General features: G+C 75.9%; 12 protein-coding genes. 6 read left to right on the forward strand and 6 right to left on the reverse strand.

Annotated elements, in window-relative coordinates:
• Nucleotides 1–7 precede the first annotated feature (7 nt).
• The 6 genes from ACZ5XZ_RS25000 to ACZ5XZ_RS25025 are packed head-to-tail and all read left to right on the forward strand — an operon-like array spanning nt 8 to nt 7,442.
• The gene (locus ACZ5XZ_RS25000; RefSeq protein WP_468981839.1) at nt 8–1,147 is read left to right on the forward strand and encodes an ADP-ribosylglycohydrolase family protein; all 1,140 of its coding nucleotides are present in this window, start codon (nt 8–10) and stop codon (nt 1,145–1,147) included.
• A complete protein-coding gene (locus ACZ5XZ_RS25005) occupies nt 1,144–2,448 on the forward strand; it encodes an ADP-ribosylglycohydrolase family protein (protein WP_468981668.1) in 1,305 nt (434 codons plus the stop codon). The genes ACZ5XZ_RS25000 and ACZ5XZ_RS25005 overlap by 4 nt, the downstream gene beginning before the upstream one ends.
• Complete coding sequence (locus ACZ5XZ_RS25010; RefSeq protein WP_468981670.1) at nt 2,445–3,722, forward strand: ADP-ribosylglycohydrolase family protein; 1,278 nt, start codon at nt 2,445–2,447, stop codon at nt 3,720–3,722. The genes ACZ5XZ_RS25005 and ACZ5XZ_RS25010 overlap by 4 nt, the downstream gene beginning before the upstream one ends.
• Nucleotides 3,719–5,197 (forward strand): ADP-ribosylglycohydrolase family protein, encoded by a 1,479-nt coding sequence (locus tag ACZ5XZ_RS25015; RefSeq protein WP_468981672.1) that lies wholly within the window; start codon nt 3,719–3,721, stop codon nt 5,195–5,197. The genes ACZ5XZ_RS25010 and ACZ5XZ_RS25015 overlap by 4 nt, the downstream gene beginning before the upstream one ends.
• A complete protein-coding gene (locus ACZ5XZ_RS25020) occupies nt 5,179–6,435 on the forward strand; it encodes a CaiB/BaiF CoA transferase family protein (RefSeq protein ID WP_468981674.1) in 1,257 nt (418 codons plus the stop codon). Before ACZ5XZ_RS25015 ends, ACZ5XZ_RS25020 begins: the two co-directional genes overlap by 19 nt.
• Nucleotides 6,432–7,442 carry an HpcH/HpaI aldolase/citrate lyase family protein gene (locus ACZ5XZ_RS25025; RefSeq protein ID WP_468981676.1) on the forward strand — a complete coding sequence of 337 codons (1,011 nt, stop codon included), beginning with the start codon at nt 6,432–6,434 and terminating at the stop codon, nt 7,440–7,442. The genes ACZ5XZ_RS25020 and ACZ5XZ_RS25025 overlap by 4 nt, the downstream gene beginning before the upstream one ends.
• A 77-nt stretch (nt 7,443–7,519) precedes the next feature.
• On the opposite strand, the gene lgt is transcribed toward ACZ5XZ_RS25025, so the two are convergent.
• The 6 genes from lgt to trpC all read right to left on the reverse strand — a co-directional run bounded on the left by lgt (nt 7,520) and on the right by trpC (nt 13,091).
• A complete protein-coding gene (lgt, locus tag ACZ5XZ_RS25030) occupies nt 7,520–8,659 on the reverse strand; it encodes a prolipoprotein diacylglyceryl transferase (protein WP_468981679.1) in 1,140 nt (379 codons plus the stop codon).
• 97 nt (nt 8,660–8,756) lie between these two features.
• Complete coding sequence (locus ACZ5XZ_RS25035) at nt 8,757–9,680, reverse strand: DsbA family protein (protein ID WP_468981680.1); 924 nt, start codon at nt 9,678–9,680, stop codon at nt 8,757–8,759.
• Nucleotides 9,681–9,785: 105 nt separating this feature from the next.
• On the reverse strand, nt 9,786–10,616 hold the full coding sequence (gene trpA / locus ACZ5XZ_RS25040) for a tryptophan synthase subunit alpha (RefSeq protein WP_468981682.1): 831 nt from the start codon (nt 10,614–10,616) through the stop codon (nt 9,786–9,788).
• The gene (gene trpB / locus ACZ5XZ_RS25045; protein ID WP_468981683.1) at nt 10,616–11,887 is read right to left on the reverse strand and encodes a tryptophan synthase subunit beta; all 1,272 of its coding nucleotides are present in this window, start codon (nt 11,885–11,887) and stop codon (nt 10,616–10,618) included. Before trpB ends, trpA begins: the two co-directional genes overlap by 1 nt.
• A 149-nt stretch (nt 11,888–12,036) precedes the next feature.
• Entirely contained in the window at nt 12,037–12,264 is a 228-nt protein-coding gene (gene trpM / locus ACZ5XZ_RS25050; protein ID WP_468981685.1) for a tryptophan biosynthesis modulator TrpM, read from the reverse strand.
• Between the two features lie 17 nt (nt 12,265–12,281).
• Nucleotides 12,282–13,091 (reverse strand): indole-3-glycerol phosphate synthase TrpC, encoded by an 810-nt coding sequence (gene trpC / locus ACZ5XZ_RS25055; RefSeq protein WP_468981688.1) that lies wholly within the window; start codon nt 13,089–13,091, stop codon nt 12,282–12,284.
• Between the last annotated feature and the right edge of the window lie 120 nt (nt 13,092–13,211).

A 13,211-nucleotide genomic window follows, 5' to 3' on the forward strand; every position in this document is an offset into this window, starting at 1 on the left:
GCGAACCGTGGACCCCACGCACCCGGAGCCGGCGTCCCCCGCCGCCCCCGGTTCCCTGCGCGACCGGGCCCGCGGGGCGCTGCTCGGGCTGGCCGTCGGCGATGCGCTCGGCGCCCCCGCGGAGAACATGAAGCCCTCTCAGATCCGGTGCCGCTGGGGCCGGATCGAGGGCTACGTCGAGGACGACCCGGTCGGCACCGACGACACCGAGTACGCCCTCTTCTCGGGGCTGCTGCTGGCGGCGCACGGTTCGGCGCTGACCGTCGCCCATGTGGAGGCCGCCTGGCACCAGTGGATCGCCGACCGCGACGAGGGGCCGTTCCGCGGCGCGGGCTTCAGCGAACGCGGCACGCTGGAGAACCTGCGCCGCGGGCTGGCCGCGCCGATCTCGGCGCAGCACCGGCACGCCTGGAGCGACGGGCTGGCGATGCGCGCCGCGCCGTTCGGGGTGTTCGCCGCCGGCCGGCCCGCCGAGGCGGCCCGGCTGGTCGCCATCGACGGCACGGTCAGTCACGACGGCGAGGGGATCTACGGCGGACGGGCGGTGGCCGCCGGGGTCGCCGCCGCCATGGTCGCCCTCCCCCAAGGGCCTTCGACGCCCGGGGGCGCCCCCCTGGGCCCAGGGGGGACGCCCAGCACCGACGTGGTGATCGCCGCCGCGCTCTCGGTGGTGCCGGAGGACTCCTGGACCGCCCGCTCACTGCGCCGCGCGGTCGGCGCCGCGCAGCGCTCCCGGCACGATCCGGGCATCACCCAGCTCGGGACCGAGCGCGCGGTGCGCTCCGCCGTCGTGATCGGCGGCTACCCCTGGACGGATCTCGCGCCCGAGGCCGTCGGGCTGGCCTTCGGCGCCTTCGCGGCGGCCCACGGCGACTTCTCCGCCTCGGTGCTGACCGCGGTGAACATGGGCCGGGACGCCGACACCACGGCGGCGGTGGCCGGCGCGCTGGCCGGTGCGCTGTGCGGGGCCGCGGCGATCCCCGCGGCGTGGGCGGCCGCCATCGGCCCGGCGCGCGGCAGCTGTCTGCCCTCGATGGCCGGCTATCACGTCCTGGACGTCGCCGACCTGCTGGCGCCGGCCGCTGCGGGCCCGGGGGCCGCCGCGGAACCCGCGACGGGCTCCCCCGCCGGGGCGGTCGCCGGATGAGCCGGGACAGCGCCGCCACCGCCTCGACCGCGGCCGGCCCCGAGGGCGCCGCCGACGCCGGGAGCCGTATCGAGGGCCTGCTGCTGGGGCTCGCCGCGGGCGATGCCGCCGGGTGGCCGGCGGCCCGGCACCGGGCGGCGCGGATGCCGGAGTGGACCCGGCGGCTGACCCGCGAGCTGGACACCTTCGCCGAGCAGAACGCCACCACCACGCTGCCCGTGCCGATCGCCCTCAACCAGCCGCCGGAGCCGCTGCGGCTCGGCCCCTCCGACGACGCCGAGTGGGCGGCCTTCACCGCCGAGTCGGTGCTCACCGCGGCCGGTGCGCTGCTCAGCGGCCTGGGCCGGGACCGCCGGATGCGCGCGGCCCTCGACCTCGCCTGGAACGCGCTGGCCAACGAGGTCGCCGCGGCCGCCGACCGGGCGCCCGAGGTGGAGTCCGCCGTACTTCCGCTGCGCGCCCGGATCTCCGTACGGGCCGGGCTCGGCAACCTCGCCGCCGGACTGCGGCCGCCCGCCACCGGGCACGACAATCCGCACTTCTTCGACGACGCGGCGTGCGTCCGGGCCGCCGTGCTGGCCGTGGTGCACCCCGGTGAGCCCGCCGCGGCGGCCGACCTCGCCGAGTACGACGCGCGCTACACCCAGGACGGCGACGGGGTGCACGGCGCCCGCGCGATGGCCGCCGCGATCGCCGCCGCGGTCGGCGGGGCCCCGGCCGGCGACTGTGTGGACACCGCGCTCGGCCAGCTCCCCGAGGGCACCGAGATCCGCCGCAACGCGCTGCACGCGGTCCACCTCGCGCGGTCCTTCGCCGCCGACCGGCCCGGCCGGCCGGGCACCGCCTTCGCGCTGGTCCCCGTGCTGGAGCACGAGATCGTCGACCACGTCTACAGCTACGGCATCGCCGCGGCCGAGACCGTCCCGGTCGCGCTGGCGCTCGCCCTGGCGACGGACGGGCTGGTCGCCGAGGCGGTACCGGCCGCCGCCTGCCTCTCCCGGGTCGCCGACTCCGCGCCCGCCCTCGCCGGCGCGCTCACCGGCGCCCTGGGCGGCGCCCGGGCCCTGCCGCGCACCTGGCGCGACGCCTGCCGGGTGTTGTCCGGCTGTGTGCTGCCGCGGCTGGCCGGCACGGATCTGGTCGAGCTGGCCGGGCGGCTCGCCGGTACGCAGCCGCCCGCCCCGGACACCGCCGCCCGGGCCGGGCCGGAGGCCGTCTCCTCCGCCGCCCCCCGAGCCGGGGTGGAGGCCGCCCCGGCCCTGCCCCTCACCCCCACCGTGGAAGGACTCATCCGCAGATGACGTACACCAGCGAGACGACGTCGAGCGCGCCGGCCGTCCCCGCTACCCAGGTCACCCAGGTCACCCAGGTCCTGCCGGTCGCGCCCGGCGCACCGGCGGTTTCGGCCCCGCCGTCGTTGGAGGACCGGGCCGCCGGGTGCCTGATCGGCGCCGCGGTCGGCGACGCGCTCGGCGGGGCGGTGGAGGGCCGGACGCCGGAGGAGATCGTCAAGCGGCACGGCGGGCCGGTCGAGGGCATCGTCGGCCCGTTCCACGACGACTGGCGCACCGCCCGCCCGATCGCCCCGTACCACAAGGGAAACGGGCATGTCACCGACGACACCCTGATGACCCATGCGCTGGTGCGGGTCTACGAGTCGGTGCGCGACCACCTCGACGCCTACGACATCGCCGACCACCTCGTCCCGGACCTGATCGGCACCCCGCGCTGGATCCCGGAGCTGGAGACCGAGGCGCTGCCGCTGCAGCGGATCTTCCTCGCCGAGAAGTGGATCGTGGCGCGGCTGCACTACGGGCACGCCGACCCGCGCGAGGCGGGCGTCGGCAACATCGTCAACTGCGGTGCGGCGATGTACATGGCGCCGGTCGGCGTCGTCAACGCCGGTAACCCGGACCGGGCCTACACCGAGGCGCTGGACATCTCCGGTACCCACCAGTCCTCCTACGGGCGGGAGGCGGCCGGGGTGTTCGCCGCGGCCGTCGCCGCCGCGTTCGCCCCCGAGGCCACCGCCTCCTCCGTCGTCGTCCAGGCGCTGCGGCTCGCCAAGGACGGCACCCGCGCCGCCATCGAGGCGGTCTGCGAGGCCGCGGCGTCGGTCACCGACCGCGCCTCGGCGGCGGGCGCGCTGCGCGCCGCGGTCGCCCCCTTCGACACCGTCGGCCCGGACTACCGCAACCCCTCGCTCGGCGCCCGCCGCCCCTCCCGGCTGCACTCCATCGAGGAACTCCCCGTCGCCCTGGGCATGTTGCTGATCGGCGGCGGCGACTTCCGGACCACCGTCCTGGGTTCGGTCAACTACGGGCGCGACTGCGACTCGATCGCCACGATGAGCGGCGCGCTGGCCGGCGCCCTGCGCGGCGCCTCGGCGGTACCGGCCGAGTGGGCCGCCGAGGTCGCCCGCGCCAGCCGGCTGGACCTGCAGGCGCCGGGGGCCGCGCTGGCCACCGTCGCCCGCGAGGTCTTCACCCGCGACCGGGCCCGCGCCCGCACCCACGAGCAGGCCTTCACCGCGATCTCGGCCATCCCGGCGATGACGGAGGCGGGCGGACGGTGACGACCACGCCGGTGGCCGCCGCCCACCCGGCGCGCCCCGCGCCCGGGGAGCCGCTGCGGGTGACCTGGGTGCAGCCCGAGGACCTGATCGGGCACGAGCTGCGGCAGGCGGAGGAGGACGGCCGGGACGCCGGCGCCGTCGCGCGCCGCTGGCGGGCGGCGGGCGGGGCGCCGGCACCCGGCCGGGCGGGCGCCTCACCGGGACCGGGCGCGCCGGCGCTGCGCGCCCTGGCCCGGGAGCTGCTCGACGAACTGGCCGCGCTGCCCTGCCCGTCGGCGGCCGACGAGCCCACGGAGCTGCCCGAGATCCGGGCGGCGTGCCCACCTCGGCCGGCGGGGGCGGCGACACGGCGGGGCGGCACCGTGCCCACGGCCCGACTGGAGGCCGCCTGGCTCGGGCGGGCGGCCGGCTGCCTGCTCGGCAAGCCGGTGGAGAAGGTGCCGCTGAGCGGCCTGCGCCAACTCGCCCGCTCGACCGGGAACTGGCCGCTGGCCTCGTACTTCACCGAGATCGGGCTCGACCCGGTGGTGGCCGCGCGCTACCCCTGGAACCGCCGCAGCCGCGCCACCTCGCTCGCCGAGCACATCGACCGGATGCCCGAGGACGACGACCTCGACTTCCCGCTGCTGGGCCTGCTGCTCCTCGAACGCCACGGCCCCGGCTTCCGTACCGGCGACGTCGCGCGGCTGTGGCTGGACGAGCTGCCGGCCGGGCGGACGTTCACCGCCGAGCGGGTCGCCTACCGCAACCTGCTGGACGGCGTCGAGCCGCCGCACACCGCCCGGCACCACAACCCGTTCCGGGAGTGGATCGGTGCGCTGATCCGCGCGGACGTGCACGGCTGGACGCACCCCGGCGACCCGGCGGCCGCCGCGGCACAGGCCTGGCGGGACGCCGTGCTCAGCCACACCGCGAACGGGGTGTACGGCGCGATGTTCGCGGCCGGCGCGCTCGCCGAGGCGGCCGGCGGCACCGCCGATGTGCACGGCGCGCTGCGGGCCGGGCTCGCCGTGGTCCCCCCGCGCTCCCGGCTCGCGCGGGCCGTCCGCTTCGGCATCGAGGCGGCACGCGAGGAGCCGACCGGCACCCCGGACGGCTTCACCGCCGTCGTCGACCGGCTGCACGCCGCGTACGGCCACCACCACTGGGTGCACGTCGTGCCGAACGCCGCGCTGCTGGCCGCCGCGCTCACCCATGCCGACGGCGACTTCACCGGCTCCATCTGCCGTGCGGTGTCCGGCGGCTGGGACACCGATTCCAACGGCGCGACGGCCGGTTCGCTGGCCGGGCTGCTCGCCGGGTCGCCCGCCGCCCTGCCCGAGCGCTGGACGCGGCCGCTGCGCAACCGGCTCGCCACCAGCGTCGCGGGGCTGGACGGCATCGGCTTCGACGCCCTCGCCGCGCGCACCGCCGCGCTCGTCGTACCACCCCCGACCGACCGGAGGCCTGACGCATCATGCCCGACCCGTCCCTGACCGGCAGGACCGAGCCCGGCGCCGGCCCCGCCGCGCCGGAGCCCGGGCGCCGCCCCGGCCCGCTCGCCGGGCTGCGGGTGCTCGATCTCGCCACGCTGTTCGCCGGGCCGCTCGCCGCCACCCTGCTCGGGGACTTCGGCGCCGAGGTGATCAAGGTGGAGCATCCCCGGCGGCCCGACCCCGCGCGGGGCCACGGGCCCGCCAAGGACGGCGTCGGGCTGTGGTGGAAGCTGCTGGGCCGCAACAAGCGCACCATGACGCTCGATCTGTCCCACCCCGGCGGCCGGGACGTCCTGCTGCGGCTCGCCGCCGACGCGGACGTCGTCGTCGAGAACTTCCGGCCCGGGACCCTGGAGAAGTGGGGCCTGGGCTGGGAGGAGCTGTCCGCCGCCAACCCCGGCCTGGTGCTGGCCCGGGTCACCGGCTTCGGGCAGTTCGGCCCGTACTCCCGGCGTCCCGGGTTCGGCACCCTCGCCGAGGCCATGAGCGGATTCGCCGCGATCACCGGGGAGCCGGACGGCCCGCCGACCCTGCCGCCGTTCGGCCTCGCCGACGCGATCGCCGCGCTGACCACGGCGTACGCCGTGATGACCGCGCTGCACGGACGACACTCCACGGGCCGCGGCCAGGTCGTCGATCTGGCGCTGATCGAGCCGATGCTGACCGTCCTCGGCCCGCAGCCCCTCTGGTACGACCAGCTGGGCCACGTCCAGCCGCGGACCGGCAACCGCTCCGCCAACGTCGCGCCGCGCAACACCTACCGCACCGCCGACGGCTCGTGGGTGGCCGTCTCCACCTCCGCGGAGTCCGTCGCCGAGCGGGTGATGCGGCTGGTCGGCCGGCCGGAGGTGATCGACGAGCCCTGGTTCGGCACCGGCGCGGGACGCGCGCGGCACGCCGACGAGCTCGATGCGGCGGTCGGCGGCTGGATCGCCCGGCACGACCGGGCCGAGGTCCTGGCCGCCTTCGAGAAGGCCGAGGCGGCCGTCGCGCCGGTCTACGACATCCGCGATGTGCTGGCGGATCCGCAGTACCAGGCGCTGGGGACGATCACCGAGGTCCCGGACGACGAGCTGGGCACGCTGCGGATGCAGAACGTGCTCTTCCGGCTCTCCGAGACCCCGGGGGCGATCCAGTGGGCCGGCCGCCCGCACGGCGCCGACACCGACCGGGTGCTGGCCGGGCTCGGCATGGCCCCTGAGGAGATCGCCGGGCTGCGGGCGGCGGGCGCGCTATGACGTGGGCGCCCGGCGAAACCTCCCTTGGCACCCCGCTGACCTGGCTGTACGTGCCCGGCGACCGCCCCGGCGTGGTCGCCAAGGCGCTCGGCTGCGGGGCGGATGTGGTGGTGGTCGACCTGGAGGACGCGGTCGCCCCGGACCGCAAGGGCTACGCGCTGCGCGCCACCGCCGAACTGCTCAGCGACCCGGTCCCGGGCCCGTCCCCCGTCCACGTCCGGGTCAACGCGCTGGACGGCCCGCTCGCCGAGACCGAGATCCGCACCCTGGCCGCGCTGCCGGGCCTGGCCGGCCTGCGGCTGCCCAAGGTGCAGGGACCGGCCGACATCCACCGGGCGGCCGGGTGGGCGACGACTCGGCCGCCCGCCGCGCCCGCCCTCGCCGGGCGTCCGGCCGCCGGGCGCAGGTGCTCTCCGGTGCCCGGCGCCGCCGCGTCCGGTACGGCCGCCCCGCAGCGCGCCACCAGCGTGCTCACCCCCGCGGCCGCCCCCGCCGCCGGCGCGCTGCCCGCCACCCCGGCGCTCTACGCCCTGCTCGAATCCGCGCTCGGCATCGAGCACGCCTTCGCCATCGCCACCGCGCACCCGGCGCTGCGCGGCATCGCGGTCGGCGAGGCCGATCTGAGCGCGGAGCTGGGTGTACGGGACGATGCGGGGCTGGCCTGGCCGCGCAGCCGGACCGTGGTCGCGGCCCGCGCGGCCGGGCTGCCCCCGCCGCCGCAGTCGGTCTACCCGGACGTACGCGACCTGGAGGGGCTCGCCCGCTCCAGCGCGCGGGGCCGGGCGCTGGGTTTCCTGGGCCGGGCCGCGATCCATCCGCGCCAGCTCCCCGTCATCGAGGCGGCGCATCTGCCGTCGTCGCAGGAGGTCGAGGCGGCGCAGCGGATCGTGCGGGCGGCCGCGGCACAGGGCGGGGCGCAGGCGCTGCCGGAGGGGCGCTTCGTGGACGCGGCGGTGGTCGCCGGGGCCCGGCGGGTGCTGGCGCTGGCCGAGCGGCGGGGCCGCTGAGGCACGGGGACGAAAAGAGCGCCGGCCGGATCCGATCACTCGAATCCGGCCGGCGCCGACGGCAGCCGTGGGCTGCCTCAGGGCTTCTTGTTGCTGCCGCTCCCGGCGGGCTTGGCGTCGGTGTCGGTGTCGGCGTCGGTGTCGGCGGTGTCCGACGGGTCCTTCCCCGCACCCGGCTCGTCCTCGGCGGAGTCCTCGACCTTCGCGGTCTTCGCGGACTTCGCGGACTTCGCGGCTTCCTTGGACGCAGGGTCCTCGGAGTCCTCGGGGTCCTCGGAGTCCGTCTTCGCGGCGGGCTTCTCCCCCGCCTTCTCGACCGAGACCTTGCCGCGGTCGCCGTCGGTGCCCTCCGCGTCCTCGCCGCCGTCGGCGGCCTCGCGCTGTGCGCGCTCCTCCAGTGCCCCGGGCTCGACGACCTCTTCCCGGCCGGGTGCCCGCTTGGCGGAGACGACGAAGTAGACGACGGCCAGGACGAAGACGATCAGCGCGGTCCAGACGTTCAGCCGCAGGCCCAGGATGTGGTGGGCCTCGTCGACCCGCATGTACTCGATCCAGGCGCGGCCCGCGCAGTAGGCGGCGACGTACAGCGCGAAGGCCCGTCCGTGGCCGAGCCGGAAGCGCCTGTCGGCCCAGATCACCAGCGCCGCGACGCCGATGCACCACAGGCTCTCGTAGAGGAAGGTCGGGTGGTAGGTGCCGCCGATGCGTCCGATGGCCGGGTCGGAGCTGATCTCCAACGCCCACGGCAGGTCGGTCGGCTTGCCGTACAGCTCCTGGTTGAACCAGTTGCCCCAGCGGCCGATCGCCTGGCCGAGGGCCAGACCGGGCGCCAGCGCGTCCGCGTAGGCCGGCAGCGGGATGCCGCGGCGGCGGCAGCCGATCCAGGCGCCCACCGCGCCGAGCGCGACCGCACCCCAGATGCCGAGGCCGCCCTCCCACACCTTGAGGGCGTCGATCGGATGGCCGTTCTTGCCGAAGTACGGCTCGTACGTCGTGATGACGTGGTAGAGGCGGCCGCCGACCAGTCCGAAGGGCACGGCCCACACGGCGATGTCCGCGACGGTTCCGGAGCGGCCGCCGCGCTGGATCCAGCGCTTGTTGCCGAGCCAGACGCCGACGAAGACGCCGATGATGATGCAGAACGCGTAGCCGCGCAACGGGATCGGGCCGAGATGTACGACGCCGACCGACGGGCTGGGAATGAATGCGAGGTCCATGGCAGGGACGACGCTACCGCGCCGGGCGGGGTCGGCGACAACCCGCCCGGCAACGGCTGCGTAACGACGCCCTCGGCGCAGCGTGACGCCGCGGGTCCTAGGGCGAGGGCACCGCGCCGGTCCGCGGCGAGGCGCTCGCCGCCCCGGCGTGCTTCCGGTGGGGCGAGGCGCTCGCCCCCGCCCCCGCGCCCCGGCCCGGCGCGGCGGGTGTGCTCGCGCTCGGGGCGACGCTCCCCGGCTTCTTGCCCTTGTTGGCGGCCCGGACCAGCTTCTTGAGGACCGCGGGGGTGACCCGGCCGCTCTGCTCCTTGGCGAGGTCCTTGCCGTTGAGCAGGACGGTCGGGGTGCCCCGGTAGCCGGACTTGGTGAAGGCGTCGTTGGACTTGCGCACGAAGCCGTTGTACCTGCCGTCGTTGACGCACTTGGTGAAGGCGGGCGAGGTCAGGCCGTCGACCTTGCCGGCCAGCCGGAGGAGGTACTGCTTGTCGGCGAACTTGTCCTGCGACTCGGGCGGCTGGTGGGAGTAGAGCACGTCGTGGTAGTCGCGGAACCGCCCGGCGTCCTGGGCGCACAGGGCGGCGTTGGCGGCGTTGAGGGAGCCCTGGCCGCCCATGTTGCCGTCGATGATCGTCACGAGGTGGTACTCGCTCTTGAGCTGGCCGGAGTCCTCCAGCTCATGGGTCACCTTGCGGAATCCGGTCTCGAACTGCTGGCAGGCGGGGCAGCGGAAGTCCTCCCACACCGTCAGGGTGGAGGGGGCGTCGGGCGCACCGACGGGGACGGCGGGCCGATCACCCCCGCCGGCCTGCTTCGGGCGGGCCGTCTCGTTGTCGGTGCCGCCCTGGCCGTTGCCGGCCGCGGTGACCCACACGGCGACACCGCCGGCCATCCCCAGCACCGCCAGCAGCGACCCGGCCACGATCACCTGGCGGCCGCGCCGGGCGCGTGCCTGCTCCTTCGCCCGCTGTGCCTGAATGCGCTCGCGGGCGCTTTTGCGACCCTCATGATTCGTCTGGTTCACGCTCGTGCACAACGAGGCGGAGGGGTGCCGCCGCACCCCTCCGCACCGATGTTCGCCCTATCGAGGGACCGCGCATCGGACCGCCGTGGACGGCCCGGCCGCTCTCTAGCGGCGGTTGCGGACGCCCTCGGCCAGCTCGCCCGCCAGGGCGCGGACCCCGGCGAGGCCGGCCGCCAGGTCACCGTCCGCCGACAGCAGTCGCTTGACGAACGCCGAGCCGACGATCACCCCGTCCGCGAACTGCGCCACCTCGGCGGCCTGCTCGGGGTTGGAGACGCCGAGGCCGACGCAGACGGGGAGCCCACGGCGGGCACCGGCGGTGGCACGGGTGCGGGCCACCAGCTCCTGGGCCTCTCGGCCGACGGACTCGCGGGTTCCGGTGACCCCCATCAGCGAGGCGGCGTAGACGAAGCCGCTGCCGGCCTCGGTGATCTTGGCGAGCCGCTCGTCCCGGCTGCTGGGCGCGACCACGAAGACCGTGGCGAGGCCGTGCTGCTCGGCGGCCTTGCGCCAGACCTCGGACTCCTCGACCGGGAGGTCCGGCAGGATGCAGCCGGCGCCGCCGGCCTCGGCCAGGTCGGCGGCGAAGCGCTCCACGCCGTAGCGGTCGACGGGGTTCCAGTACGTCATGCACAGCACCGGCGCGCCGGTGGCGGCGTGCACCTCGCGGACCGTGCGGATCACGTCGACGATCTTGACGCCGCCGCGCAGCGCGATGTCGTCGGCGGTCTGGATGACCGGGCCGTCCAGGACCGGGTCGCTGTGCGGCAGGCCGACCTCGACGATGTCGCAGCCGCCGTCCAGCATCTCGGTCATCGCCCGTACGCCGCCGTCCACGGTCGGGAAGCCGGCCGGGAGGTAGCCGACGAGCGCGGCGCGGTTCTCGGTGCGGGCCTGCGCCAGCACCGCGTTCAGCAGCTCGATGTTGCCCGCCATCACTTCTCCCCCTGCTCTGCCGCGTGGGCGGCGTCCGCCGCGCCCTCGCCGTCGTACAGCCCGAAGTAGCGGGCGGCGGTGTCCATGTCCTTGTCGCCGCGGCCGGAGAGGTTGACCAGCAGCAGGCCCTCGGGGCCCAGCTCGCGGCCGATCTCCAGGGCGCCGGCCAGCGCGTGGGCGCTCTCGATCGCCGGGATGATGCCCTCGGTCCGCGACAGCAGCCGCAGCGCCTGCATCGCCGCGTCGTCGGTGACGGCGCGGTACTCGGCGCGGCCGGCGTCCTTGAGGTAGGCGTGCTCGGGGCCGATGCCGGGGTAGTCCAGGCCGGCGGAGATCGAGTACGGCTCGGTGATCTGGCCGTCCTCGTCCTGCAGGACGTAGCTGCGCGAGCCGTGCAGGATGCCGGGGGTGCCCTCGGTGAGGGTGGCGGCGTGCTCGCCGGTCTCCACGCCGTGGCCGCCCGGCTCGCAGCCGATCAGGCGGACGCCGGTGTCGGGGAGGAAGGCGTGGAAGAGGCCGATGGCGTTGGAGCCGCCGCCGACGCAGGCCAGGGCGGCGTCCGGCAGGCGGCCCGCGCGCTGGAGGATCTGGCGGCGGGCCTCGACGCCGATGACCCGGTGGAAGTCGCGGACCAGGGCCGGGAAGGGGTGCGGCCCGGCGACCGTGCCGAAGAGGTAGTGGGTGCGGTCGACGTTGGCGACCCAGTCGCGGAAGGCCTCGTTGATGGCGTCCTTGAGGGTGCGGCTGCCGGACTTCACGGCGATGACCTCGGCGCCGAGCATCCGCATCCGGGCGACGTTGAGGGCCTGGCGCTCGGTGTCGATCTCGCCCATGTAGATGGTGCAGTCGAGGCCGAAGAGGGCGCAGGCGGTGGCGGTGGCGACGCCGTGCTGGCCGGCGCCGGTCTCGGCGATGACCCGGGTCTTGCCCATCCGCTTGGTGAGCAGCGCCTGGCCCAGCACGTTGTTGATCTTGTGTGAGCCGGTGTGGTTGAGGTCCTCGCGCTTGAGGAACACCCGGGCCCCGCCGGCGTGTTCGGCGAACCGCGGCACCTCGGTGAGCGCGCTGGGGCGCCCGGTGTAGTTGACCATCAGGTCGTCGAGCTCGGCCGCGAACGCGGGGTCCGCCTTGGCCTTCTCGTACTCGGCGGCGACCTCGTCGACCGCGGCGACCAGCGCTTCGGGGATGAACTTGCCGCCGAAGGCGCCGAAGTAGCCCTCGGGGCTGGGCACGCGCCCCTCGGGGTCGGGAAGGAAGAAATCGGAGGACATCTGACGCACTCCTAGGCCGGGGCGTTGGCCCCGGAAAGTCCGGTTATATCGGGAGAGGGCAGCTCACGGTATGCGGCGCGCGGCACGGTGGCCCGCTGCCACCGCACGGTGGTTCAGCGCCACCGCGGCGCCGGCAGGGGGCCGACGCGTCAGCGCGCGGCGGCCGTGCGCCATCGGCGCCCGTTGATCTGTCCCGGCTCCGAACCGATGTGGTAGCGCACCCGTCGTCCGCGGACCCGGCGTGCCGGTGCCCGGCATCCGCGCGGCCGGCACCCGCGTCCCAGCGCCGCGTGCCGCCCGTCCCCGGCGGCCGCGGCGAGCAGCACGGCGGGGCCGGAGCGGTGGCTCGGGCGGCGGATGCGGGAGGCGGCGGTCATGTCGGCGATCCGGGCGGTCAGGCCCGCCCGTGGCGGATCGCCGGGTGGGAGCCCGCGGCGACCAGGTCGGCGACCGCGGTCTTGGGGTCCTTGCCGGTGACCAGCGACTCGCCGACCAGCACCGCGTCCGCGCCGTCGTTGGCGTAGGCGATCAGGTCGTGCGGTCCGCGGACACCGGACTCGGCGATCTTGACGATGTGGTCGGGGATCTCGGGGGCGACCCGGGCGAAGTTGCCGCGGTCGACCTCCAGGGTCTTGAGGTTGCGGGCGTTGACGCCGATGATCCGGGCGCCGGCGTCCACCGCGCGGGCGACCTCTTCCTCGTCGTGCACCTCGACCAGCGGCGTCAGCCCGATCGACTCGGCCCGCTCGATCAGCGAGACCAGGGCCTCCTGCTCCAGCGCGGAGACGATCAGCAGGGCGAGGTCGGCGCCGTAGGCCCGGGCCTCCCACAGCTGGTAGGCGGTGACGATGAAGTCCTTGCGCAGCACGGGGATGTCGACCCGGGCGCGGACGGCCTCCAGGTCGGCCAGCGAGCCGCCGAAGCGGCGCTGCTCGGTGAGGACGGAGATGACCGCGGCGCCGCCCGCCTCGTAGTCGGCGGCCAGAGCGGCCGGGTCGGCGATCGCGGCGAGCGCGCCCTTCGACGGGCTGGAGCGCTTCACCTCGCAGATCACCGTGACGCTCTCGCCCTTGAGTGCCGCGACACCGTCCATCACGGGGCGTGCCTTGCGGGCCCGCTCCTTGAGCTCGTCGAGGGAGACGCGCGCCTGCCGCTCAGCGAGGTCGGCGCGGACCCCGTCGATGATCTCGTCGAGCACACTCACGCGAGCGGCCTCCTTCTTGAGCGGCGGCGGTGGACAGCGGCCTGTGGGACGAGCTGTCCCATCCGGCTCTCCGATGGTATCCGCCATGGGATGCAGGTCTCGCATCCGGTTGACGGCGGT

The sequence above is a fragment of the Streptomyces sp. NPDC033270 genome, assembly GCF_055576575.1.

What these genes read in the sequence shown, in the direction of transcription:
- trpA (WP_468981682.1), bottom strand. Translation starts at nt 10,616, where the DNA reads ATGGCGGGCAACATCGAGCTGCTGAACGCGGTGCTGGCGCAGGCCCGC.
- ACZ5XZ_RS25020 (WP_468981674.1), top strand. Translation starts at nt 5,179, where the DNA reads ATGCCCGACCCGTCCCTGACCGGCAGGACCGAGCCCGGCGCCGGCCCC.
- trpM (WP_468981685.1), bottom strand. Translation starts at nt 12,264, where the DNA reads ATGACCGCCGCCTCCCGCATCCGCCGCCCGAGCCACCGCTCCGGCCCC.
- lgt (WP_468981679.1), bottom strand. Translation starts at nt 8,659, where the DNA reads ATGGACCTCGCATTCATTCCCAGCCCGTCGGTCGGCGTCGTACATCTC.
- ACZ5XZ_RS25025 (WP_468981676.1), top strand. Translation starts at nt 6,432, where the DNA reads ATGACGTGGGCGCCCGGCGAAACCTCCCTTGGCACCCCGCTGACCTGG.
- ACZ5XZ_RS25010 (WP_468981670.1), top strand. Translation starts at nt 2,445, where the DNA reads ATGACGTACACCAGCGAGACGACGTCGAGCGCGCCGGCCGTCCCCGCT.
- trpB (WP_468981683.1), bottom strand. Translation starts at nt 11,887, where the DNA reads ATGTCCTCCGATTTCTTCCTTCCCGACCCCGAGGGGCGCGTGCCCAGC.
- ACZ5XZ_RS25005 (WP_468981668.1), top strand. Translation starts at nt 1,144, where the DNA reads ATGAGCCGGGACAGCGCCGCCACCGCCTCGACCGCGGCCGGCCCCGAG.